We start from the raw sequence: 20,638 nt of genomic DNA on the forward strand, positions 1-20,638 counted from the left end.
CTTTAGCCTTTTGCTTTTAGCAACACGTTAGAAGCAAAAAGCCAAGAGCCAAAAGCCAAATAAATGCTAACAAAACGAATCATACCTTGTCTAGATATCAAAAACGGTCGAACCGTTAAAGGCGTTAATTTTGTTAATTTAAGAGACGCAGGCGATCCTGTAGAATTAGCAAAACAGTATGCGGTAAAAGGCGCAGACGAACTGGTGTTTTTAGATATTTCAGCAACTTTAGAAGGTAGAAAGACAATGATTGAAATGGTGCTTAAAGTCGCCGAACAAGTCAATATTCCATTTACCGTTGGTGGCGGAATTTCAAGTGTTGAAGATGTAGATTTACTTTTAAAATCTGGTGCAGATAAAATATCTGTAAATTCTTCAGCAGTAAAACGACCAGAATTAGTAAACGAATTGTCAAGTAAATTTGGTAGTCAATGTGTTGTGGTTGCTATAGATGCTAAACAAGTTAATGGACAATGGAAAGTGCATTTAGCTGGTGGAAGTATTCCAACCGAATTAGATTTATTTGATTGGGCAAAAGAAGTTGAAACAAGAGGCGCAGGCGAAATCCTGTTTACCTCTATGAATAATGACGGAACAAAAAACGGATTTGCAAATCAAGCTTTGGCTAAACTATCAGAGACTGTAAATATCCCGATAATTGCTTCTGGTGGAGCAGGAACTATTCAGCATTTTACAGATACCTTTAAAGAAGGAAAAGCAGATGCAGCTTTGGCTGCAAGTGTATTTCATTTTGGTGAAATTGAAATAAAAAATTTAAAAGAAGAATTAAAACAGAAAGGTGTTTCTGTGAGATTATAACTTGTCATTAAGAGCAAAGCGAAGAATCTTTAAAATTATGAGATTTCTCGTCGCTGTGCTCGCTCGAAATGACAGAAAAGCTAAGAAAAATGAACATAAATTTTAATAAAAATAACGACGGATTAGTCCCAGCAATCATTCAAGATGCCACAACCAAAAATGTGTTAATGCTTGGCTATATGAATGAAGAAGCGTTTAAAAAAACACAAGACACTAAGTTGGTGACCTTTTTTAGTCGTACCAAAAAGCGACTTTGGACCAAAGGTGAAGAAAGCGGTAACGTTTTAAACTTAGTAGATATTAAATTAGATTGTGATAATGATACTTTATTAATTACGGTAAATCCAAAAGGACCAACGTGTCATAAAGGAAGTGATACGTGTTGGAATGAAGACAATACCGAATCTTATGGGTTTTTAACCAATTTAGAAAACACGATACAAAGTAGAGTAGAAGCTGGTAACACAGAAAAATCGTATGTAGCATCATTATTTGCAAAAGGTATCAATAAAGTGGCTCAAAAAGTTGGTGAAGAAGCTGTAGAAGTCGTTATCGAAGCTAAAGACAATAACGACGATTTATTTTTAAATGAAAGTGCCGATTTATTATTCCACTATTTAATGTTGTTGCAGGCTAAAGGATTCAAGTTAGAAGATGTTATTTCTATTCTTCAAAGAAGATCTGAATAATTGAAATAATCGACTAAACGTATATTTTCACGACAAAACGTTGTTTTTTGCTGAAAATGTGTATATTGCGGCTTTAAATTTTAACTTAATTCTAAATGAAAAACTTTACAATTCTAATTGTATTTGCAATTTTTTCAATGTTTTCTTACTCAGTTTTTGCACAGCAATGTGCTTTTGACAAACAAAGAGAATCCTTATTGCAAAACTCAAATTATGTTCAGCAAGAGCAATTAGCTGAGCAAAAGATTCAAAATTTTATATCCAATAGTGATCTAGCGTTAAGAAATGGAACTGTTTTTACCATTCCTGTGGTTGTGCATGTACTTCACTTAGGTGAAGCAGAAGGTACAGGTTCTAACATTTCTGATGCTCAAATTCAAAGTAGTATCGATAATCTAAATGATTTTTACAGAGGACAAACTCCTGGTAGTTCTGTTGATTTTGAAATTGAATTTGTTTTAGCTCAAAGAGATCCTAATTGTGCTGCAACTACTGGAATAAACAGAATTGATGCTTCTGGTATACCTGGTTATGCTAGCAACGGTGTTAATGTGGTTAGCTCTGGTGGTGCTGATTATGAAACGATAAGAGATTTTATTAGTTGGCCATCAACTGAATATTTAAACTTTTGGATTGTAACAGAATTAGATAATAATGATGGTGGTTTTGGTTTTCAAGGCTACGCTTATTTTTATAATGAATTTAGCAATTACTATGGCTCTGTAATGATGGCTTCTGTTTTTGGTTATGATCCAGGAAACACGAATGGTTGGGGATTAAATTCTAATGGAGATAATAGTACTGTTGTTCATGAAGTAGGGCACTTTTTACATTTATATCATACGTTTCAAGGTGATGACAGTAATAATGATGGTGTAGCTGATACATGTCCTGCAGATGTTACTGTAGGTTCAGATAGTGATGGTTGTGCAGATACTGTTCCACACCAAAGAGAGACAAGTACTTGTCCTGCCAATAACACTTGTACAGGTAATCCTTGGGTAGATAATAACACAATTAACAACGTAATGAGTTATTATTATTGTACAGATAGACTAACTGAAGATCAGAAAACAAGATCAAGAGCAGCTATGACAGATACTGCAATTATTGAATCTAAAGGAGGTGAAGCACCAGTAACTGGTTTTGTGGCACCTTCTGCGGTATGTTCTGCAAATTCACCAGCTAGTAATGATGTAGCTGGTATATTGAGTGTAGAATTAAATTCTACAACTTTTACATCATCGACAACAAATGGTGATGGAGGTAACTTAGATAGAAGTGTTAATTGTAGTGGTCTTTTCAGTATAAATTCTGATAATCCTTATACAATGAACGTTGAAATTACTGGAGGAAACTTTCATCAGTTAGCCGTTTGGATAGATTGGAATAACGATGGTGATTTTGATGATGATGCCGAAACACAACATTTTTCTGAAGATATTGTTGGTGGTGCAATAGTACCTGTATCATTAACATACCCTTCTACCATTCCTTATGATAGTTATGTAAGGATTAGATTGATGACAGATGTTGATGATATGTTTGGTGTAGGAGATATAAATTCGCCTTGTTATACCTCATTAGCTTATGGGCAGTCAGAAGATTATGCGCTGTACATTGAGCCAAACACTTTGTCAATAGAAGATGTAAATACTGTTGAGTTAAATGTGTTTTCTGACAATTCTAATAGTCAGTTAGTAGTTAAAGGACAATTGTTAGAAGCTTCTACAGCAAATCTATACGATATACAAGGTAGATTGGTTAAAAGCAAAATTATGAACACTACATCTTCTAGAAACACTATTGATGTGTCTGGATTAAGTAGTGGAATTTATATTGTAAAAGTTTCAAACAGTATTCAGTCAAAAATTAAGAAAGTTATTTTAGATTAATAAATAGTTAGTAATTCTTAAAGGGCTGTCAACATTTTAGTTGATAGCCTTTTTTGTTTAGGTGAACTTTTTGCAGTCTTCGATAAAATAACGTTCTTGTTGCCATGTTTGAAAAACGTTACTATTACCTTATAAAAATTCAATATTTAGGCTATCGATTTCATGGTTGGCAAAAGCAACCAGATGTAAAAACATTACATCTTATGATAGATAGAACATTAAAATATATTCTAGGAGACACAAGATTTAAAACTCTTGGAGCTGGACGAACAGATGCAATGGTATCTGCAAACGAGGCTGCACTTGAGCTTTTTATTTATAACAATCCTATTGATGATTTTGATAGCTTTTTAGATTTATTTAATCATAATTTACCACAAGACATAAGAGCGTTATCAATTAACGAAGTTGATAAGACCTTTAATATCATTCAAGATTCTAAAGTAAAGGAATACCACTATGTGTTTTCTCAAGGGCAAAAAAACCATCCATTTTGTGCGCCGATTTTAACAACTATTTTAGAGCCTCTTAACATAGATTTAATGAAAGAAGGAGCTAAACTTTTTGAAGGCTCTCATTACTATAAAACCTACTGCTATAAAGCCACGGACAAAGGCGAATATCATAGAACGATAGAGCATTGTAAAATTGTAGATAACGATATTTATAAGGCAAACTTTTTTCCACAAGAGTCTTATGTATTTATTGTAAGAGGAAAAGGGTTTATGCGAAACCAAATCCGTTTAATGATGGGTTGTCTTATAAAATTGGGTAGAGGAGAGGTAACATTAGATTATATAAAAGAATCCTTAAAAGAAGACAGCAAAGAAGTTATGGATTATATAGCACCTGCTTCTGGCTTAATTCTTCATAAATTAGATTTTGAATAAAAAAAAGGAATCAACAAATGTTAATTCCTTTCTTATTTTTGATTGGTTGTGTATTTAGTGTATCCAACCTTTTTTTGCAGAATGGTTTGAAAACCAAACTAAAAACAAAGCAAATACAATAATCATATAGCTCATTATTTCGTTAGCACTAAAATCTACACCTTTTAAATCTGCTATAAACAAGAAATAAACCATTTGTATAGTTGCAGCAACAAAAGATATAATAAGAAGAAACTTCGCTGCTTTTTTCCTCAGCAATAATAGTAAACATCCTAAAGCACCAGTAAAAACGGCAATAGCAAATAATGCTGTATACCAAGAAGGCAAAGTAGATATAACCTCTAACTGATCTGTAGTATAAGCGTCAGTGTACGCTGATAATTCATAAGCTTGGCTTATGTAACCGTGCACACCAAGGCTGTTCCATAAAAGTGCAATCGCACTCACAATCCAAAACCAGATTGGTGGTTTTTGTAATGAATTTGTCATAATAAATTGATTTAATTAGTTAGTTTTTTTGGTATTAATAAAACACCATTTAATTAACAATTTATAAAAAAAATCATAGACTATAATTACAGTCTATGATTTAAGAGAAATAAAAAAGGGTAAAATTCTTAGTTTTACCCTTTTAGTGTTTTGTATATTTTAGTTATTCTACAACATGTAATTTTGGTTCTTTTTCTACAAATTTTCCATTTACAGACTCACCTAATATAAGCACTTCTTTAGAACGCTCGTACATTTTTATTGCTCTGTGCATTTGTAATTTAGTGCCACTGTATAGTTTAACACCCGTTTTAGAACCCTTGTTTCTGATTTCGATATAGAAACCATCTTTAAGCTTTGTTGGTCTTGTTGCTGGTCTACCCATAAAATTAGTGTGTATTTTTAAAAGTACCGCATTATACTGAAAATTATGCCAACTCACAAGTTTATTTAAAACAATCCCTCTTAAGATATTAACACGTTAAGAACTCTTAACATTTCAGATAATCTTTAACAAAAAATTATGTTAATAGAAGTGCTAAATGGTTAAAGCATGTTAAGTCACTTGACACAAGCCCATATGCCTTATATATTGAATGGAAACGAAACAAAACAAACAAAAACAATAGTTATGAGCTACTTAAACATGAATGACGAAAAATTATTACCAACTGTTGTAGAATTAAACACTTTGTTAGCAGACTACCACGTTTACTATCAAAATTTAAGAAATTTCCACTGGAACATTTTAGGAGATAATTTTTTTGAATTACACGAAAAATTTGAAAAATTATATACAGATGCAAGAGTGAAAATTGATGAAATAGCAGAACGTATCTTAACACTAAGATACCATCCTATGAGTAATTTAAAAGATTACCTAAAAGCATCTTCAATTGAAGAAGTTTCTTCTAAAAAAACAGACAAAGAGATGGTAGAGGCTATTTTAGACAATCATGCAACCTTACTAAAGCAAATGTCTAAAGTTATTGACAAAGCCGAACAAACTAACGACGAAGGAACAATAGATCTTATTGGTGCCTACATTAGAGAACTAGAGAAAAGCAGTTGGATGTTAGATGCATTCACCAAAGAAACCGCATCACAATTAAATGAAGTGTAAAAAGCCTATTTCAAGCAGGTAAACACAACATTTAATAACAAAAACATCACAAAATGAAAGAGCAATTTAATACTGCCCTTGGGAATTTAGTATCTAAACTTGAGGGTTGGTTTAACACAATAATAGAATACATACCCAACTTTATACTAGCCATTTTGGTTATGGTAACATCTTATTTTGCTGCCAAGTATATAAGTAAGTTAGTAAGCAGGTTGGTATCAAAAAAAGTAAACCAACAATCTATAACTACTGCAATATCAAGAGTTACAGCAGTAGTGGTAGTTGCTCTAGGTTTGTTTATATCTCTTGGAGTGTTAAACCTAGGTAAGGCCTTAACCTCTTTATTGGCTGGTGCTGGTGTAGTAGGTTTAGCAATAGGTTTAGCCTTACAAGGTACACTCGCTAATACATTTGCAGGTCTTATATTATCGTTCAGAAAGAAGATTCAGATTGGTAATTGGGTAGAAACTACAGGATATTCGGGTGAAGTTATAGATATCAATCTTAAAGATTTTACTCTAAAGGAAGCAGACAACAATATAGTTGTAATTCCAAATAAAACCATTTTAGAAAACCCGTTAAAAAACTATTCTTTAACAACAAGAATGCGTGTATTCCTAGAATGTGGAGTAGGTTATGAGTCTGATCTTGAAAAAGTAGAACAACTAACTAAAGAAGTCATCGCTAAGACTTTTGATCAGGTACAAAAGCCAGAAGATGTAGAATTTTATTACACAGAGTTTGGTGACAGCTCTATAAACTATCTATGTAGATTCTGGATTGATGCCGAAAGCATGCTCGAAAAATTAAGAGCAAAAACCAAAGCCATTATAGAAATAAAAAAGGCTTACGATAAAGAAGGTATTAATATTCCTTTCCCTATCAGAACATTACAGTTTGACAATAAGCTTAGTGTAAACTCACCAGACTTACAAGAAGCATTTTCAAACAACTAAACCTAGCACTTCCTACGCATTTTATTATTCGGTGAAAGTCACTGAGTGATACATGGTTTCTGAAAGTCAGAAATCGAATAACACTAATTATTTAAAACTTAAAATTATGTTACGTTGGACAATCACATTTATCATTATTGCAATTATTGCCGGAATCTTAGGATTTGGCGGAATAGCTGGAGGAGCAGCAACAATAGCTAAAATATGTTTCTTCTTGTTTTTAGTACTTTTTGTAATCTCTCTTTTTAGAGGAACTACAAAAAAACTGTAAACCAAAACATATAAAAAAACCAAACATTAACCACTAAAATTTAAAACAATGAAAAAGTTCACATATTTATTTATCGCATTATTCAGTCTAAGTTTATTAACTACAAGTTGTAGAGAGCAAAAATCTACAGGAGAAAAAATAGAGGAAGCAGTAGATGATACTGGAGATGCTATTGAAGATGCAGCAGATGATGTATCTGATGAAGTTGAAGACGCAGTTGATAACAAATAAAAAAAACAGACCACAATGAAACGATTATCATATTTGTTTTTAGCGCTATTTAGTTTAAGTATTTTAACTACAAGCTGTAGAGAGCAAAAAACACCAGACGAAAAAGTTGAGCAAGCATTAGATGAAGTAGGAGAAGAGCTAGAAGACGCTAGCGATGATGTAAAAGATGCTGCAGAAGACTTACAAGATGAAATAGAAGAGGTTAAAGAAGAAAACGGAGGTAAGTAATACCTTAAGACTTTAATCACAGAATAAAATAAATCATACAAGATGAAAATTAAAATATTAGCCTTGGCACTTACAATGTTTGTAAGTGTTCAGGCTCAAAAAGAAAACAAAGACAAAATAGTTGAGACCAAAACCAGAGTCATTAACGTCATGGAAGACGGTAAAATGATAGAAAAAAAGGTTATGGTAAAAACAACTAAAGAACAAGAAATTAAAACAGATCCTAGTTACAAAGGCAAACTTAATGCTCCAAGGGTTTTTCCCGCTACCAAAGTTTCTAAAGTTATATATATAGACAATGATAACGATCCGTTTTATGACGAAACGGCAACAGTAACCTATTACCAAAAAGATGGAATGGTTTACAATTTTAACCCAACAGATTCTGGATTCGAAATTGTAGACAACAAGTCAAAAAAAATGATTGGTAATGCAAGGTTTTCTAATAATGCCGAAGTATACCTATTTAATACTAAAGACTATAGTGGAATAGGGTACTTTAAAGACAACATGTTTGTTGTTGAGTATTATGATGATGAAGGTACACTAATCATTGAAAAGTTTAACGACAGTAAACTGTAATTGCAGAATACATAACTACAAAAAGCCATCACAATTGATGGCTTTTTTTTATTTTTATGCAAATAAAAAACTATGAGCACTACCATACCAAAAGATACGTTTTCTTTCTTTAATAAATTAGCCAAAAACAACGACAGAGACTGGTTTAATGAGCATAAACCAGAATTTAAAGCTATTGAAGCTAAAGTAAAATCTGCTTACAGCCATTTAGGAGAATTAATGGCCACACACGACCAGATTGAAAAAATGAAAATCTTTAGAATTTATAGAGACGTGCGTTTTTCAAAAAACAAACAACCATACAAAACACATTTTGGAGGTTCGTTTACAAGAAAAAAACCAGAACTAAGAGGTGGTTACTATCTTCATATTCAACCCAACAACGAGTCTTTTATAGCAACTGGTTTTTGGGAACCAAATAAAGAAGATTTGCTCAGAATTAGAAAAGAATTTGAAATGGATGATAGCGAAATGAGAGCTATTCTTAATGACAAAACCTTCAGTAAAACTTGGGGGAGTTTTGTAGGTGATGAGCTTAAGACTGCACCAAAAGGTTTTGATAAAGAGCATCCTGCAATAGATCTTATTCGTAAAAAGCAATACATTTTCATCAAAAAATATTCAGACAAAGAAGTATTACAAGACGATTTTCTTGAAAATGTAAATGATGCATTTAAGAAAATTAGACCTTACTTTGATTATATGAGCGATGTGCTTACTACAAATCTTAACGGAGAGTCTTTGCTATAATATAGCTTTAATCTCGTAAGATTTTCCATTAAACTCAAATTGGTAACCTACAGATTTAGATTTAATAAGCTGTCCTATTGGAGACTGAATTGAGATAATGTAGTAATCCTCATCGCTAACAGTAACTTTGCCTTTGCTTATAGCTATATAAAAGTTGATGCTATCAGTTTTTACAATACTTCCCAAAACAACGTTTTGAGAAATAACATTAGGTTTTACCAAATTAAGATAGTCTTTAGCCTTCTGAGCGTCGTTAAGGTAATTTAGGTTCTTTTCTAAGTCCTCTAGCAATTGAGAATTGCCAGATTCACCTTCCTCATCGCTAACTTTATCATTACTTTCAATTGACTCTTTTATAAAGGATATTTCATTTTTGTAGTGCGAAATTCTTTTGCTTACATCCTGTAAGCAAATATCCAGTAGTTCTTGTTTTAATTTCATTTAGTGTCTAAACCGCCTTCAATATTTCAGGCTTTGCAAATGCTTGTATACTGTCTAATAAACGTTCTTTTACAATATTCATCATGCGCTTATTTAATGCTGATGAATTTTTAATATATAATGCATATTCTTCTTCTGTAAATTGCCCAATAATCATTCCTTTTACAGAGTTTCTAAACTTCATATCCTTATGAATAGCGTTATCTATGTAAACCAGTTGTTTTGGTAAAGTCAACTCATAGAAAACATTCTTACGTTTGGCGATGTAATTTTTAAAAACAGCAATAAACAGATCGTGCTGCATCTTTATGATTGGTCGTAATGTTTTATTCTGAAATAACTCATCAGAACTCATAGAATCATAAATTTTAGCAGACGAAATTACGGGTCTAATAGATAACAAATACTCAGTGCGTGTAGCCATGGTTAAGTTATTTAGGATTAATGATGTATTAAAATTAGCCATTAAGACAATTTGTATATAAAGAGGCAAATATTGTTGTTAACGTTGTTATTAACATTTAAGATTTTAGTATTCAAAAATCTAATTCAAAATACGGTTGCAACTCGCTATTAACTACTATATTTGAGAAAACTCATTTTATGAAATTCGGAAGTGTAGACCATCCAGAAGAAATAGATTTTACTCTGCCAAAAGACCATACAGACACCTTAAAAACACTGCAAAAAAATCCTTCAGGTCATACGCAAGTGTTTGTAGGTTGTGCTAAGTGGAACAAGGCAGATTTAAAAGGATTCTACCCAAGAGGAACAAAAGACGAGTTAGAGTATTATTCGCGTCAGTTTAATTCTATTGAGCTCAACGCAACATTCTATAGAATTTTTCCACCTGAGCAATTTGAGAAATGGCACGATAAAACACCTGCTGATTTTAAATTCTTTCCAAAGCTAAATCAAGAAGTTAGCCACTGGAAACGCCTAAATGATGATGTAGCTCCTGTGGTAGATAATTACCTTTACAGCGCTGTTAACCTCAAAGAAAAGTTGGGTTGTGTCTTTCTGCAAATGCATAACAATTTTGCACCAAAGGATTTTGATCGTGTGATAAATTTTGTTGAAGGTTGGCCAAAAGAAATTCCGTTAGCTGTAGAGTTTAGACATACCGATTGGTACAATGACAAAGCCATTGCTGAAGATTTATATCAACTTTTAGAGGCTAATAATGTTTCAAATATTATTGTAGATAGTGCCGGACGACGCGATATTATGCACATGCGTTTAACCAATTCCAGAGCTTTTGTGCGTTACGTTGGTGCCAACCATGCAAGCGATTATACACGCTTAGATGATTGGGTAGAGCGACTAAAGTATTGGAAAGACAATGGTCTTGAGCATATCAACTTTTTTGTTCATCAAAATATTGAAAAAGAATCGCCTTTACTTTCAGCATATTTTATAAAAAAGCTAAATGCTGAATTAGGAACAGATTTAAAGATTCCTAATGAAGATACTGACGGACAACAAAAATTATTATAATTCAAATTTCAAAACAATCATTTAATGAAACATGCATTTTTCATATTATTTCTCTTTCCGTTAATAGTTCTTTCACAAGAGAATGAAGACTTCAAAATATATAAAAACAAAAATTATTCAATTGAATATCCTCTGAATTGGAATTTAGATACATCTGGTGATAACGGAACTGAAATCTACATTTATCCGAAAGAATCAAACAATTCTGAGATTTTTGTAGAGAATATTAATTTATTGATACAGAATTTAAACGATTCAACAGCTACAATTGAAAGTTGTAAAATTTTAGTAGAACAACAAATTGAAGCTATGATGACGGATAGCAAGTTTATTGTTAGTGAAATTGTAAATAAGGACAAACATAAGTTTCACAAATTAATAGCTGAAGGCACTTATAATACCTATAAGTTTAAAACTATTATTTACACTTGGTATTTTAATAAGCATATCTATACATTGACTTTTGTAACCTTGAGTGAAGATTATATAAACAATCATACATTGGCACTTAAAATAATGGATAGTTTTTCATTAGAAAACAACAATTAAACGACACCACAAATCAACAATAACATGAGATTCCACACACGAAAATGGGTAAAACCCGAAGATTTAAATCCTAATAGCACACTTTTTGGAGGTCAACTTTTGGCATGGATAGACGAAGAAGTGGCCTTGTATACCGTTATTCAGTTAGAAAATCCTAAAGTGGTTACTAAATACATGTCTGAAATAAACTTTATGGCTTCTGCTAAAAAAGGAGACATTATTGAAATTGGAATTGAAGTCATAAAATTTGGCAATTCGTCTTTAACTATGAAGTGCGAAGTCCGAAACAAAATGACAAGAGAAACCATACTCACCATAGATAAAATTATTATGGTAAATCTTGGTCCGGATGGCAAACCAAAACCACATGGTAAAACAGAAGTAGAGTACGTAAAAGACAGGTTAAATAACGACTAGGTTTTGCTTTAAATAGCAAGTTCGTAGATTTCTAAATCAAAATACTTTACGGAAGCTAGCACATGGTCAAAAACATCGCCAATGATGTACTCATAGTTTTCCCAACGAATATCGCTACTAAAAGCATAAATTTCCATAGGAATACCTTGTGGAGTAGGCTCTAGTTGACGCACCATTAAAGTCATATCTTTATTAATGGCAGAGTGGTTATCCATGTAAGTTTGTAAGTACTTTCTAAAAATGCCGAAATTAGTAAGATTTCTACCGTTGATTAAAATAGATTTATCAACCCCTTTTTCGGTATTAAATTTCTTTATTTCTTTAGAGCGTTGTTCTAAATAATTAGAAATTAGCTCAATATTCTTAAAGCGTTCGATATCTTCATCAGATAAAAACTTAATGGTAGAGGCTTTTATAATTACTGATCGCTTTATACGTCTGCCACCAGAGTTCATCATACCTCGCCAGTTTTTAAACGAGTCAGATATCAGTGCATAAGTTGGAATTGTGGTTATCGTTTTATCCCAATTCTGAACCTTTACAGTAGCTAAATTAATTTCTATAACATCTCCATCAGCTCCATACTTTTCAAACGTAATCCAATCTCCAATACGCACCATATCGTTAATAGATACCTGGATACTGGCAACAAAACCAAGAATTGTGTCTTTAAAAATTAATAGAATTACTGCAGATGCTGTTCCTAATGAAATAGCAAATTTTATAAAAGTAACACCTGTAAGAATAGAAAACGCTGCAAAAATGCCAAGCATCCAAGCAAATATCATAAATACTTGTATGTAGCTGTCTATAGGCTTATCCTTATAACGTGGTAAAGTTTTTAGGTAATCTTTTATAGAATTAAAGAAACTCCTAATTATTCTTAGCGTCAGTAGAATAGCTATAATCTTAAGCGTTTTTTCAACTATATTTTCAAAATAGGCAAAGTCCGAAAACACATCTGGAACAAACTCTATAAGTATAATTAGCGGAATTATATGAGCAACATTTCTAGGAAGTTTATTGTTTATTAAAATGTTGTCAAAGTTTGTTTTTGTTTTACTGGCTACTGTAGCAGAAAACTTCCACAAAATACGCTTGGTGATGTAATCTATAATAAAAGCAACGATAAGAAGCCCAATTAACAAACCCAACATATTTAAATATTGCGCTGTAATATCAGGCACACCTTGTTCTACAAGAATATCGTATATATAGTGTCTTACACTAAGCATTTACAGACTTTAGATACTTTTTATCTATATAAAATGTTCCGAAAGGAATAATAGAAGCAACAAGCACTATCATTAATGTCTTACCATCCCATTTCATATCTTTACTCATTAATACTGCCATAACAACATATGCTATAAACAAAAGACCATGTGGCATTCCTAGTAATCTTACATATTGCGGATCTTCAGCAAAATATTTTAAAGGTGTTGCTATAAACAATAATAAGATATAAGATAGACCTTCTAAATGGGCTACAATTCTAAATGTCGGTAATAATTTTGACATACTCTATTTTTTTTGCAAAAGTACAGTACAACTAAGGAATAATCATAGCATTTTAACAGCTTTTAAGAATTAAAATATTGAGTTTATTTATTCATTATAATTGAATTAATCTTCTTAAGAACAAAATGAATTATAAATAGTAGTATCTTAGAGCCAAAATAAGAATTATGAAAAAGCTATTTATACTTTGTTTATTGTTTGCATTAGCAATGCCATCTGCTGGTTTTTCTCAAAATCCATTAACAAAAGAAGAAAAAGTACAGGCAATGTACGACCTAAATAAGAAATTGATTAAATCTCAAAATTTTAGTTTTATAGCCACTTGGGTTTTTGGAGAGGATAATAGAAGTGAAGTAGCTGAAAATGAAAATAAAATAACAATCAATGGTGGTAATATTTATGGTCCATTATCTACACTAGAAGTTAACAAACCTCTAATGCTAAAAGGTGGATTAGAGAATTACAAGACAACTTTTAACGATGAAAATCATGTAATTACTATCAACTTTAAAATTGGTGCTCACGTTGCTGAAATAGAAGTAAAGCCAACTGGAAAGGCTTTTTTAAAGCTTGAAAATATCAACAGTGGTCAAAAACTATCTTACAAAGGAGGTTTAAAATAGTCTATAAGAGTGCAACCTAAGATTGTAGCACTTACAGAAAAAAAGGTTGTTGGGATGCAGAGCAAAATGCTTATGCATCAATATGAAAATATCATAAAGCTTTGGAAAAGTTTTATGCCTAAGAAACATGAGTTAAAAAACACCATTAACCAAGAACTCATTGCCATACAAGATTATCCAGATTTTGGAAATCTTGAAACATCATACAATATATGGGCTTGTGCAGAAGTATCTGATTTTATAAATATACCAGATTCTATGCAACCTTTTACAATTTCTGAAGGATTGTATGCTGTTTTTCTTCATAAAGGCATGGATGCTGGCAAAACATATCAGCGAATAATGACAGAATGGTTGCCAAACTCTGGGTACAATATTGATGATAGACCGCATTTTCAGGTGATGGGAGACAAGTACAAAAATGGAAGTCCAGATTCTGAAGAGGATTTTTACATACCTGTAATAATGACCACTTAGATTTTTATGAAGTAAAATATATCAAAAGTTTACTCTAAAATCACATCCCGTTTTATAGTTGCTACAACCAAAAGCTGTTTTTCCTTTAAGCACACTACCTGTTTTGCATTTCGGACAAGTATCACCAGCTTTAATCTGTGGTTTACCTGTTTTTTTAGGTTCTAGCTTGAGTTTAAAACTATCATCAAAACGCAATAAACCCTCAACAGAATTGCCGTCTACTTTAAACCCTTTAAGATTTACCGTAGAGCCTTTATCTAGTAAACGTAAATATTGATTGTCTGATATTTTCTTCTCACCAAATTTAAAAGGTAAGATAAAATCGCACCCTTTGCCATATACACTACAGCCATAAGCAGACTTGCCTTTTACAAGTTCGCCAGATTTACATTTAGGGCAAGATGACCCAACCACTTTCTTAGACTTTGTTTTTGCCTTCGCTTTAGGCTTTGTTGCAGGCTTATTATTTACTGCCGAAATGCGCGTTTCTACCTTTTCGCTTCGTACTTCATAGACTAAAGCATCAACCATACGCTTCATACCTTTAATAAACGTATTAGCGCTGATTTCGCCTTTTTCTATATCCTTTAATTGCTTTTCCCAAGTACCTGTTAGTTCTGCAGATTTCAACAATTCATTCTGAATAGTGTCTATTAACTGAATACCTGTAACTGTAGGTAAAATTTGTTTTTTATTTCGCTTTATGTATTTACGCTTAAAAAGGGTTTCAATAATATTGGCTCGTGTAGATGGTCTTCCAATGCCATTTTCTTTCATTAAATCTCGAAGTTCATCATCATCTACTTGTTTGCCTGCGGTTTCCATAGCGCGTAGGAGTGAGGCTTCTGTATATTGTTTGGGTGGTTTGGTTTGTTTTTCTAAAAAAGAAGGTTCGTGTGGTCCTTTTTCTCCTTTGGTGAAAGTAGGTAGAATAGATTCTCCTTTTGTTTTAGAGCCATCAGATTCAAATACTACACGCCAACCTTTTGATAAAATTTCTTTACCAGTAGTTTTAAAATTTACATCATCTGCTTTTCCTATAACCGTTGTGTTAGACACTTTACAATCATCATAAAAAACAGCGATAAATCGCTTTACAATAATATCATAAACTTGCTGTTCTGCTGGTTGCAAATGGGTTTGCATTCCAGTAGGTATAATAGCATGGTGATCTGTAACTTTTTTGTCATTAAAAACCCTTGAAGATTTTTTTATCTTTTTGTTTAAAACAGACTGCGTAAGACTTGAATAATCAGTCAGTTTAGACAATATACCTTTAACCTTTGGGTAAATGTCATCTGGTAAAAATGTAGTATCTACTCTAGGATAAGTAACTACCTTTTTTTCATAGAGTCGCTGTGCTATTTTTAAGGTGTCATCTGCAGAAAAACCAAACTTAGTATTGCAATACACCTGTAATCCTGTAAGGTCAAAAAGTTTAGGTGCATATTCAGTGCCCTTCTTCTTGGTTATTGAGATAATCTCAAACTCATGTTCTTTTACCTTGTTAGCTAATTTTTCACCATCTTCCATTTTAAGAAAACGACCTTCTTCATAACTAAATAAAGTATCTCTGTATAAGGTTTGTAGTTCCCAGTAAGGCTGTGGTACAAAGTTTTCTATTTCTTTATAGCGATTAACCAACATGGCAAGGGTAGGAGTTTGCACACGACCTACAGACAATACTTGTTTGTAACCACCATGTTTTACTGTATATAATCGCGTTGCATTAATACCTAAAAGCCAATCTCCAATAGATCTAGAAAAGCCTGCATAATAAAGGTTATCATAATCTTCAGCTGGTTTTAAGTTTTCAAAACCTTCTCTTATAGCTTCAGTCGTTAGAGACGAAATCCACAAACGCTGAACTCTCCCTTTGTATTTTGCTTCGTTGATGACCCAACGTTGAATCAATTCTCCTTCTTGTCCAGCATCACCACAGTTTATAACCACATCTGCCTTATCAAATAAGCTCTTTACAATGTTAAACTGTTTTTTTATGCCTTTATCATTAGAGACTTTTACTTTAAATTTTTCAGGAAGCATTGGCAGGTTGTTAAGATCCCAACTCTTCCAATAAGGCTTATAATCACTTGGTTCGCAAAGTGTACAAAGGTGTCCAAAAGTATAGGTTACTGCATAGCCATTACCTTCAAAATAGCCATCGTGCTTGGTTGTAGCTCCAAGAACAGCAGCAATTTCTCTTGCAACACTAGGTTTTTCGGCAATGCAAACTTTCAAAAGACAATAAATTTAAAATTAATTAAAGCTCTAAAATTAACTTCTGACCAATTCTTAACGTAGATGTACGCTTTATTTTATTGGTTCTGCATATAGAAGCAATGCTTGTACGATTGCGTTGAGAAATACGAGAAAGAGTATCTCCTTTTCTAACAACATATACTTTGCGTTGCTTTTCTAAACTTGCCAACGCATCTTCTTTGGTTTCAAAAAGCGAAAGTTTAGATAAACGTATAGAACTATGATAGCTTGGTCTGGTCCATTTTCTGGTTACCCAAATATTTTGAGAGCGAATACTGTTTGTATCATCAAAATTAAACAAATAATCAGGATGAATATATTCTCCTCTGTAACTCGTTACTAAATGCAAATGACTGCCTCTTGAGCGCCCTGTATTACCGCCTTTTCCTAAAAACTCTCCTTTAGAAACAGTATCGTTAGCCTTAACTGCTATGTGCGATAAATGTGCATATGTTGTTTCTAACCCATTATAATGTCTTACAACAACGGTTTTTCCATGGCCACGACTATAACGTGCAAAACGCACAATACCTTCTAGCACAGACACTACAGAGTCTCCGGTTACCAAATCAATATCTATCCCTTTATGAGGTCTGCCACGTCTCCAGCCATAACGAGAGGTTACAACTTTTGGGTGAGAAACAGGAGAAGAATAAGTGCTATCGGTAAAAGTAAGTTCTATAGGAAATTCTGTTACAACATTTCTGTAAGGGTTATAAACTGTATTGTCCCAATATTCAGCTTTAATATCTATAACTTCATTTTCTTCTGAAGAAGCACTGCTTTCTGAAGGAAATTCAACTTCTTTAATAATGAAACTTTTTCCGTCTACAGTGGGTATTTTTAACTTTATTGAATTGTTTTGAGAATCTTCTTGTGCAAAACATAAACAGGCACTAAACAAAAATCCAATGCAAAAAAGTCTGTATTTCATGTATTTAAATGTAATTTTATAGTCAATTTGTAATAACGACGACGTAAAAATAATATTGTTTAGTAGATTACATTTGGATGGCTTCAGAATTTATTAACAGCTATTGTAGAAAAGTATCGTAAATTTGCACTTTCCCAAAAAAAATTAAATCCATTTATGTCTGAAACAAAACAAGCTGTTCAAGAGAAGAAAACCGACAAAGAATTATATGATTATCAACAAGGTGCCATAAGTCAGATTTTTGAAAAATTTGATAATGCTCCAGACGATTACCATTTGCTATACCAATTGCCTACAGGTGGTGGTAAAACAGTTATCTTTTCTGAAATGGTACGTCAATACCTAAAAAACCACAACAAAAAGGTATTGGTAATGACGCATCGTGTAGAGCTTTGTAATCAGACCTCAAAAATGTTAACGAGTTTTGGTGTTGCTAATAAAGTGGTAAACAGTAAAGCTAATCTAGATGACCAGGCAGACTATTCTTGTTTTGTAGCCATGGTAGAAACTTTAAATAACCGTCTTAACGACAACAAGCTAGATATATCTGATGTTGGTCTGGTTATTATAGATGAGGCGCATTACAACTCGTTTACTAAACTTTTTAAGTTTTTTGAAAACTCATTTATTCTTGGTGTTACGGCAACACCTCTAAGTTCTAACAAAGAATTACCTATGAAGGGTAATTACAACGAACTTATTACAGGCGAAACAATTGAAAGCCTTATAGAAAATGAATTCTTGGCACGTTGTGAAACCTATGCTTACGACATGGGATTAACATCGCTAGAAGTAGGTTCTAATGGAGATTATACAGTAAAATCTTCAGAAGATTTATATTCTAGTCCTGCAATGCTTCAAAAAACAGTAGATGCTTACAAAAAACATTCGCTAGGTAAGAAAACCTTAATCTTTAATAATGGTATTAACACTTCAATAAGTGTTTACTATGCTTTTAGAGAAGCTGGTCTGCCAATAATGCATCTAGATAATACAGCAACAAAAAAGCAACGTAAACAAATCCTAGATTGGTTTCACGAAACACCAAATGCCATCTTAACTTCTGTAAGTATATTAACCACTGGTTTTGATGAGCCTACGATAGATACAATAATCTTAAACAGAGCAACAAAATCGTTAACACTATACTACCAAATGATTGGTCGTGGTTCTCGTATATTAAACAACAAAGAGAAGTTTACAGTTATAGATCTTGGTAACAACTTATACCGTTTTGGTCCTTGGGGAGCAGACCTTGATTGGCAACTGATTTTTAAATCTCCTAATTGGTATGCAGACAGAATTAAAAGTGATGAGGCTATTGAGGCAGATTTTAAGCACGACTTATCAGATGATATTAAAGATGAGTTTTCTAAGTCTGAAAACACCTATTTTGATATTAGACAAACCTACAAAGACGCTGTAGCTGCAGGCGAATCTTCAAAAGTTGTATTAGAGCGCTCAATAGAACATCATGCTAAAATATGTATAGAAAACAGTGAAGATGTTTACGATGCAATTGCTCTAGCCAAATTGCTAAAGGAAGATATTAATCAGCGTATAGAAGTATATGCAAAATGTATTAGTAAGAGTACTTATAATTTTTTAAAGTGGTTAAAAGATGATTACCAAAAGAAATTAAATTCGTATCTACGTACTAACTTTGATGAAAAGTTTGAAGAAATACATGGCTATCCACCAGAAGAATAAGATATGAGAATTTTTAATGCTTCAAGACTCAAGATGCTTAAAAGCAAACGCTTAAAGAACTATATACTTTATGCCTTGGGCGAAATCATCTTAGTAGTCTTGGGCATTTTAATTGCACTCAAGGTTAATAATAACAATCTTGAAAACCAAAAACAGCAACAGCTTTTAGGCTCTGCAAATAGAGTTTTAGAGCTTATGCAAAAAGACGATTCTGATATCGATGATGTTCTTAAACATTGGGTTAATGTTGAAAAAACCATCGACACGGTTTTAGTTATCACCAAAGCTACTGAGCCAATTGTTAATTGCGAATCGTGTTTAAACCTGCTTTTAAGCATAAAACTACCTGAGTTAGATGATGAAATTGTACAATTAATCTCTAACGAAGACCTTTCTAATTCTGAGCTTGATACCACTTTAAAAGCTATAGCAAAAGATTATAAAAGCATATTAATCACAGCAAATTTTTATAAAGAGTCATCTACAGAAGTTTTAAAAGATCATTTGGGTTACCTAAAAGAAAACTATGCTTGGTTTGCACAATATGTATACAACGGCATATGTGATGAAGCGTGCCAGGAATATCACAATAATAGTTCAGATTACAGAAATAAAGTAGCCTATCTAAACTTTATTCTTTATGATAGCTACCAATACGATTTGTTAGTTTTTAAGGACAGATTAAAAAATCATATATCAAAACTAAAAAGCATTCTAAATAATTGATAATAAAAAATTTAAGTGTGTTTTGTTAATTTTTTAGTTTAATATTAAAGTCCATCAAAATTGTAGAGCTTAGATTAGTCAATTTCTTATTTTATTATAAATGAGTACAAAAAAGAACAATACCACAAAGAAACCAGATTTGGTAGTGTTTGATGAAGAAAAACAACGCTACGATGCTGCATTTAGACCTTATGCAACGAGTGTTGGCGCACCACAAATAAAGCTACCAAATAACGGTACATGGAAGAGTTCTCAAATCCATAAGGCCAACAAGCAGCTAAAAGCCAAATATGAAGCTATTAAAGCCGAGTACGATGCACTGATAAAAGTTATGGAGTATAACGAGCTTGTTACTAATGCAAAATTCACCTTTGAGCCTCTCATTGGAGAAACCTATCATCTTTACAATAATCAAAAGCAAGAACCTTTTTTATCTATTATAGAACCAGACAGTTGCAACTTTAAACATCTTGGCAGTTTTCGTTTAAACTCTAACTACCTATGGGAAAAAATAGAGCAAAATAACACTACATTTTTAGATAAGATCTAGTCTTTATT

General features: G+C 32.5%; 27 protein-coding genes. 19 read left to right on the plus strand and 8 right to left on the minus strand.

Features of this window, described 5'->3' with window-relative positions:
• Positions 1–63: 63 nt before the first annotated feature.
• The 4 genes from hisF to P7122_RS07360 all read left to right on the plus strand — a co-directional run bounded on the left by hisF (position 64) and on the right by P7122_RS07360 (position 4,293).
• Positions 64–819: an imidazole glycerol phosphate synthase subunit HisF gene (gene hisF, locus P7122_RS07345; protein ID WP_278005133.1), complete on the plus strand. Its 756-nt coding sequence runs from the start codon at positions 64–66 to the stop codon at positions 817–819.
• An 89-nt stretch (positions 820–908) separates the two neighbouring features.
• Positions 909–1,508, plus strand: coding sequence for a bifunctional phosphoribosyl-AMP cyclohydrolase/phosphoribosyl-ATP diphosphatase HisIE (hisIE, locus tag P7122_RS07350; protein WP_278005134.1), 600 nt, complete (start codon positions 909–911; stop codon positions 1,506–1,508).
• A 95-nt stretch (positions 1,509–1,603) separates the two neighbouring features.
• A complete protein-coding gene (locus P7122_RS07355; protein ID WP_278005135.1) occupies positions 1,604–3,403 on the plus strand; it encodes a zinc-dependent metalloprotease in 1,800 nt (599 codons plus the stop codon).
• A gap of 104 nt (positions 3,404–3,507) precedes the next feature.
• Positions 3,508–4,293, plus strand: coding sequence for a tRNA pseudouridine synthase A (locus P7122_RS07360; protein ID WP_278005136.1), 786 nt, complete (start codon positions 3,508–3,510; stop codon positions 4,291–4,293).
• Positions 4,294–4,347: 54 nt separating this feature from the next.
• Here P7122_RS07360 and P7122_RS07365 read toward each other — a convergent pair whose 3' ends face one another.
• Together P7122_RS07365 and P7122_RS07370 are read right to left on the minus strand one after the other, a co-directional pair.
• Positions 4,348–4,782, minus strand: coding sequence for a hypothetical protein (locus P7122_RS07365; protein ID WP_278005137.1), 435 nt, complete (start codon positions 4,780–4,782; stop codon positions 4,348–4,350).
• 163 nt (positions 4,783–4,945) lie between these two features.
• The gene (locus P7122_RS07370; protein ID WP_278005138.1) at positions 4,946–5,167 is read right to left on the minus strand and encodes a hypothetical protein; all 222 of its coding nucleotides are present in this window, start codon (positions 5,165–5,167) and stop codon (positions 4,946–4,948) included.
• Positions 5,168–5,413: 246 nt separating this feature from the next.
• Between P7122_RS07370 and P7122_RS07375 the strand changes: the two genes are divergently transcribed.
• The 7 genes from P7122_RS07375 to P7122_RS07405 all read left to right on the plus strand — a co-directional run bounded on the left by P7122_RS07375 (position 5,414) and on the right by P7122_RS07405 (position 8,923).
• On the plus strand, positions 5,414–5,905 hold the full coding sequence (locus P7122_RS07375) for a Dps family protein (RefSeq protein ID WP_278005139.1): 492 nt from the start codon (positions 5,414–5,416) through the stop codon (positions 5,903–5,905).
• A gap of 53 nt (positions 5,906–5,958) precedes the next feature.
• Entirely contained in the window at positions 5,959–6,861 is a 903-nt protein-coding gene (locus tag P7122_RS07380) for a mechanosensitive ion channel family protein (RefSeq protein WP_278005140.1), read from the plus strand.
• Between the two features lie 106 nt (positions 6,862–6,967).
• A complete protein-coding gene (locus P7122_RS07385; RefSeq protein WP_278005141.1) occupies positions 6,968–7,132 on the plus strand; it encodes a DUF1328 family protein in 165 nt (54 codons plus the stop codon).
• 48 nt (positions 7,133–7,180) lie between these two features.
• Entirely contained in the window at positions 7,181–7,363 is a 183-nt protein-coding gene (locus P7122_RS07390; RefSeq protein ID WP_278005142.1) for a hypothetical protein, read from the plus strand.
• 15 nt (positions 7,364–7,378) lie between these two features.
• Positions 7,379–7,591, plus strand: coding sequence for a hypothetical protein (locus P7122_RS07395; protein WP_278005143.1), 213 nt, complete (start codon positions 7,379–7,381; stop codon positions 7,589–7,591).
• A gap of 42 nt (positions 7,592–7,633) precedes the next feature.
• Entirely contained in the window at positions 7,634–8,173 is a 540-nt protein-coding gene (locus tag P7122_RS07400; protein ID WP_278005144.1) for a hypothetical protein, read from the plus strand.
• Positions 8,174–8,245: 72 nt separating this feature from the next.
• Complete coding sequence (locus tag P7122_RS07405) at positions 8,246–8,923, plus strand: DUF2461 domain-containing protein (RefSeq protein WP_278005145.1); 678 nt, start codon at positions 8,246–8,248, stop codon at positions 8,921–8,923.
• Here the strand turns inward: P7122_RS07405 and P7122_RS07410 are convergent.
• Both P7122_RS07410 and P7122_RS07415 read right to left on the minus strand, forming a co-directional pair.
• On the minus strand, positions 8,918–9,364 hold the full coding sequence (locus P7122_RS07410; RefSeq protein ID WP_278005146.1) for a hypothetical protein: 447 nt from the start codon (positions 9,362–9,364) through the stop codon (positions 8,918–8,920). The two genes, P7122_RS07405 and P7122_RS07410, sit on opposite strands and share 6 nt — an antisense overlap.
• 7 nt (positions 9,365–9,371) lie before the next feature.
• On the minus strand, positions 9,372–9,788 hold the full coding sequence (locus P7122_RS07415; protein ID WP_278005147.1) for a glyoxalase: 417 nt from the start codon (positions 9,786–9,788) through the stop codon (positions 9,372–9,374).
• A gap of 179 nt (positions 9,789–9,967) precedes the next feature.
• Here P7122_RS07415 and P7122_RS07420 point away from each other — a divergent pair, with 179 nt between their 5' ends.
• Genes P7122_RS07420 through P7122_RS07430 form a run of 3 tightly spaced genes read left to right on the plus strand, consistent with a single transcriptional unit; the run spans position 9,968 to position 11,827 of the window.
• Positions 9,968–10,861: a DUF72 domain-containing protein gene (locus P7122_RS07420; protein ID WP_278005148.1), complete on the plus strand. Its 894-nt coding sequence runs from the start codon at positions 9,968–9,970 to the stop codon at positions 10,859–10,861.
• Between the two features lie 24 nt (positions 10,862–10,885).
• A complete protein-coding gene (locus P7122_RS07425; RefSeq protein ID WP_278005149.1) occupies positions 10,886–11,410 on the plus strand; it encodes a hypothetical protein in 525 nt (174 codons plus the stop codon).
• A 24-nt stretch (positions 11,411–11,434) separates the two neighbouring features.
• Positions 11,435–11,827: an acyl-CoA thioesterase gene (locus P7122_RS07430; protein WP_278005150.1), complete on the plus strand. Its 393-nt coding sequence runs from the start codon at positions 11,435–11,437 to the stop codon at positions 11,825–11,827.
• Between the two features lie 8 nt (positions 11,828–11,835).
• On the opposite strand, the gene P7122_RS07435 is transcribed toward P7122_RS07430, so the two are convergent.
• On the minus strand, positions 11,836–13,062 hold the full coding sequence (locus P7122_RS07435) for a mechanosensitive ion channel family protein (protein WP_278005151.1): 1,227 nt from the start codon (positions 13,060–13,062) through the stop codon (positions 11,836–11,838).
• Positions 13,055–13,348, minus strand: a complete 294-nt coding sequence (locus tag P7122_RS07440; RefSeq protein ID WP_278005152.1) for a DUF3817 domain-containing protein — start codon at positions 13,346–13,348, stop codon at positions 13,055–13,057. Before P7122_RS07440 ends, P7122_RS07435 begins: the two co-directional genes overlap by 8 nt.
• Positions 13,349–13,515: 167 nt before the next feature.
• Here P7122_RS07440 and P7122_RS07445 point away from each other — a divergent pair, with 167 nt between their 5' ends.
• Complete coding sequence (locus tag P7122_RS07445; RefSeq protein WP_278005153.1) at positions 13,516–13,971, plus strand: DUF4251 domain-containing protein; 456 nt, start codon at positions 13,516–13,518, stop codon at positions 13,969–13,971.
• Positions 13,972–13,980: 9 nt separating this feature from the next.
• On the plus strand, positions 13,981–14,448 hold the full coding sequence (locus P7122_RS07450; RefSeq protein WP_278005154.1) for a GyrI-like domain-containing protein: 468 nt from the start codon (positions 13,981–13,983) through the stop codon (positions 14,446–14,448).
• A 21-nt stretch (positions 14,449–14,469) separates the two neighbouring features.
• Here P7122_RS07450 and P7122_RS07455 read toward each other — a convergent pair whose 3' ends face one another.
• Both P7122_RS07455 and P7122_RS07460 read right to left on the minus strand, forming a co-directional pair.
• Positions 14,470–16,689 carry a DNA topoisomerase 3 gene (locus P7122_RS07455; RefSeq protein WP_278005155.1) on the minus strand — a complete coding sequence of 740 codons (2,220 nt, stop codon included), beginning with the start codon at positions 16,687–16,689 and terminating at the stop codon, positions 14,470–14,472.
• 22 nt (positions 16,690–16,711) lie between these two features.
• Positions 16,712–17,644: a peptidoglycan DD-metalloendopeptidase family protein gene (locus P7122_RS07460; protein ID WP_278005156.1), complete on the minus strand. Its 933-nt coding sequence runs from the start codon at positions 17,642–17,644 to the stop codon at positions 16,712–16,714.
• A 156-nt stretch (positions 17,645–17,800) separates the two neighbouring features.
• Between P7122_RS07460 and P7122_RS07465 the strand changes: the two genes are divergently transcribed.
• From P7122_RS07465 to P7122_RS07475, 3 genes are all read left to right on the plus strand, one after another.
• Positions 17,801–19,354 carry a DEAD/DEAH box helicase gene (locus P7122_RS07465; RefSeq protein ID WP_278005157.1) on the plus strand — a complete coding sequence of 518 codons (1,554 nt, stop codon included), beginning with the start codon at positions 17,801–17,803 and terminating at the stop codon, positions 19,352–19,354.
• A gap of 3 nt (positions 19,355–19,357) precedes the next feature.
• A complete protein-coding gene (locus tag P7122_RS07470) occupies positions 19,358–20,080 on the plus strand; it encodes a hypothetical protein (RefSeq protein WP_278005158.1) in 723 nt (240 codons plus the stop codon).
• A 100-nt stretch (positions 20,081–20,180) separates the two neighbouring features.
• On the plus strand, positions 20,181–20,630 hold the full coding sequence (locus tag P7122_RS07475) for a DUF2452 domain-containing protein (protein ID WP_278005159.1): 450 nt from the start codon (positions 20,181–20,183) through the stop codon (positions 20,628–20,630).
• Positions 20,631–20,638 lie beyond the last annotated feature (8 nt).

The organism is Winogradskyella marincola (assembly GCF_029624125.1).
Classification (GTDB): Bacteria; Bacteroidota; Bacteroidia; order Flavobacteriales; family Flavobacteriaceae; genus Winogradskyella; species Winogradskyella marincola.

Bases quoted from the DNA above. Each gene is read 5' to 3' on its own strand.
- P7122_RS07370 (WP_278005138.1), bottom strand. From the start codon at position 5,167: ATGGGTAGACCAGCAACAAGACCAACAAAGCTTAAAGATGGTTTCTAT.
- P7122_RS07415 (WP_278005147.1), bottom strand. From the start codon at position 9,788: ATGGCTACACGCACTGAGTATTTGTTATCTATTAGACCCGTAATTTCG.
- P7122_RS07375 (WP_278005139.1), top strand. From the start codon at position 5,414: ATGAGCTACTTAAACATGAATGACGAAAAATTATTACCAACTGTTGTA.
- hisIE (WP_278005134.1), top strand. From the start codon at position 909: ATGAACATAAATTTTAATAAAAATAACGACGGATTAGTCCCAGCAATC.
- P7122_RS07385 (WP_278005141.1), top strand. From the start codon at position 6,968: ATGTTACGTTGGACAATCACATTTATCATTATTGCAATTATTGCCGGA.
- P7122_RS07470 (WP_278005158.1), top strand. From the start codon at position 19,358: ATGAGAATTTTTAATGCTTCAAGACTCAAGATGCTTAAAAGCAAACGC.
- P7122_RS07365 (WP_278005137.1), bottom strand. From the start codon at position 4,782: ATGACAAATTCATTACAAAAACCACCAATCTGGTTTTGGATTGTGAGT.
- P7122_RS07405 (WP_278005145.1), top strand. From the start codon at position 8,246: ATGAGCACTACCATACCAAAAGATACGTTTTCTTTCTTTAATAAATTA.
- P7122_RS07400 (WP_278005144.1), top strand. From the start codon at position 7,634: ATGAAAATTAAAATATTAGCCTTGGCACTTACAATGTTTGTAAGTGTT.
- P7122_RS07460 (WP_278005156.1), bottom strand. From the start codon at position 17,644: ATGAAATACAGACTTTTTTGCATTGGATTTTTGTTTAGTGCCTGTTTA.
- P7122_RS07465 (WP_278005157.1), top strand. From the start codon at position 17,801: ATGTCTGAAACAAAACAAGCTGTTCAAGAGAAGAAAACCGACAAAGAA.
- P7122_RS07435 (WP_278005151.1), bottom strand. From the start codon at position 13,062: ATGCTTAGTGTAAGACACTATATATACGATATTCTTGTAGAACAAGGT.
- P7122_RS07360 (WP_278005136.1), top strand. From the start codon at position 3,508: ATGTTTGAAAAACGTTACTATTACCTTATAAAAATTCAATATTTAGGC.
- P7122_RS07380 (WP_278005140.1), top strand. From the start codon at position 5,959: ATGAAAGAGCAATTTAATACTGCCCTTGGGAATTTAGTATCTAAACTT.
- P7122_RS07410 (WP_278005146.1), bottom strand. From the start codon at position 9,364: ATGAAATTAAAACAAGAACTACTGGATATTTGCTTACAGGATGTAAGC.
- P7122_RS07395 (WP_278005143.1), top strand. From the start codon at position 7,379: ATGAAACGATTATCATATTTGTTTTTAGCGCTATTTAGTTTAAGTATT.
- hisF (WP_278005133.1), top strand. From the start codon at position 64: ATGCTAACAAAACGAATCATACCTTGTCTAGATATCAAAAACGGTCGA.
- P7122_RS07425 (WP_278005149.1), top strand. From the start codon at position 10,886: ATGAAACATGCATTTTTCATATTATTTCTCTTTCCGTTAATAGTTCTT.
- P7122_RS07390 (WP_278005142.1), top strand. From the start codon at position 7,181: ATGAAAAAGTTCACATATTTATTTATCGCATTATTCAGTCTAAGTTTA.
- P7122_RS07440 (WP_278005152.1), bottom strand. From the start codon at position 13,348: ATGTCAAAATTATTACCGACATTTAGAATTGTAGCCCATTTAGAAGGT.
- P7122_RS07420 (WP_278005148.1), top strand. From the start codon at position 9,968: ATGAAATTCGGAAGTGTAGACCATCCAGAAGAAATAGATTTTACTCTG.
- P7122_RS07445 (WP_278005153.1), top strand. From the start codon at position 13,516: ATGAAAAAGCTATTTATACTTTGTTTATTGTTTGCATTAGCAATGCCA.
- P7122_RS07430 (WP_278005150.1), top strand. From the start codon at position 11,435: ATGAGATTCCACACACGAAAATGGGTAAAACCCGAAGATTTAAATCCT.
- P7122_RS07475 (WP_278005159.1), top strand. From the start codon at position 20,181: ATGAGTACAAAAAAGAACAATACCACAAAGAAACCAGATTTGGTAGTG.
- P7122_RS07355 (WP_278005135.1), top strand. From the start codon at position 1,604: ATGAAAAACTTTACAATTCTAATTGTATTTGCAATTTTTTCAATGTTT.